General features: G+C 62.1%; 1 protein-coding gene and 1 pseudogene. One reads left to right on the top strand and one right to left on the bottom strand.

Annotated elements, in window-relative coordinates; translation table 11 throughout:
- A partial coding sequence (locus AC4FWB_RS34505) for an AraC family transcriptional regulator (protein ID WP_491030675.1) occupies positions 1–791 on the bottom strand: 791 nt, incomplete at its 3' end.
- On the opposite strand from AC4FWB_RS34505, the pseudogene AC4FWB_RS34500 reads away from it, so the two are divergent.
- Positions 750–1,080 (top strand): annotated as a pseudogene (locus AC4FWB_RS34500) (hypothetical protein); the annotation flags it as partial. The gene AC4FWB_RS34505 and the pseudogene AC4FWB_RS34500 sit on opposite strands and share 42 nt — an antisense overlap.

The raw sequence follows: 1,080 nt of genomic DNA, 5'->3' as shown, positions 1-1,080 counted from the left end.
GAAGCGCTCTCATATCCAACCGCGTAGGCCACCGTCGCCGCTTCTAAATGCTCGGTGATCATGCGTCGGCGTGCCTCGTGCAGGCGAATTTGCTTCTGATACTGCAGCGGGCTCAGTCCGGTAATCGCCTTGAACCGGCGATGGAACACCGACACGCTCATGCCGGCCACCGTGGCCATGGCCTCGATGGTCAGATGCTGCACGTAGTGTTCGCGAATCCATGCCATGGTCCGCCGGATATGTGACAAGCGGCTGCCGCTGCCGGCGATCTGTCGGAGCAGCGGCCCCTGTTGTCCCATGAGGAGCCGGAACATGAGTTCGTGCTCCCTATGACGAGCCATTACTGGGATTTCGCTGGGGCGGTCCAGAAGTTCCGCGAAGCGGTGCCAGGCTTCGACGAGTGCTGGCCCGGCGGGGCTGACGCCGAACCCTGTAGCCAACGGCGGCTCTGGCATGCCGCCCATCTCTAGGAGCAGCGCAGATATCACCGCCGGATCGATGTAGAGATTGAGCGCGACATAGGGCTGCTCGGGCGAGGCCTCGCTGATTTGCCCCATCGCGGCGAGTTCGGCTGCCACGACCATGCACTGGCCAGCGCCATACTGAAGCACCTGGTCGCCGATGAACACTTGCTTGGACCCTTGAAGCACGAAGCAAACTACCGGGTCGTAGACAAACCAGCCGGGCTCCGAGGGTCTGTCGAAGATGCTGACGCTGAGCCGTGGCATATTCGGATGCGGCTTTCCGGCATGACGCAGGGCGATGGCTTTGAGTTGGGGAAGTTCAGTCATCAGCCCATCTGCTCCCACTCGCCTGGAAAAGTCAATCAATCGGCAGGATCAGGCAAGAGTTCGGCAGAATCGAGTATCGTCCTGTCGGCATGCCAGCGCCACACTGGCGACGCAGCACACGAAAGGAGAGTCACGCTGCAGCAACGCAAGCTTGGCCGGTACGGCCTCACGGTCGGCGCCATCGGCTATGGCGCAATGGGCACCGCTATCGGTTACGGCCCCAGCGACGACCAGGAGTCGATTACGGGGATCCGTCGCGCCCATGAGCTCGGCGCCACCCACTTCGACA

Source organism: Mesorhizobium sp. LEGMi-168a (assembly GCF_058312955.1).
This window is presented reverse-complemented; position numbering and strand designations above follow the sequence as displayed.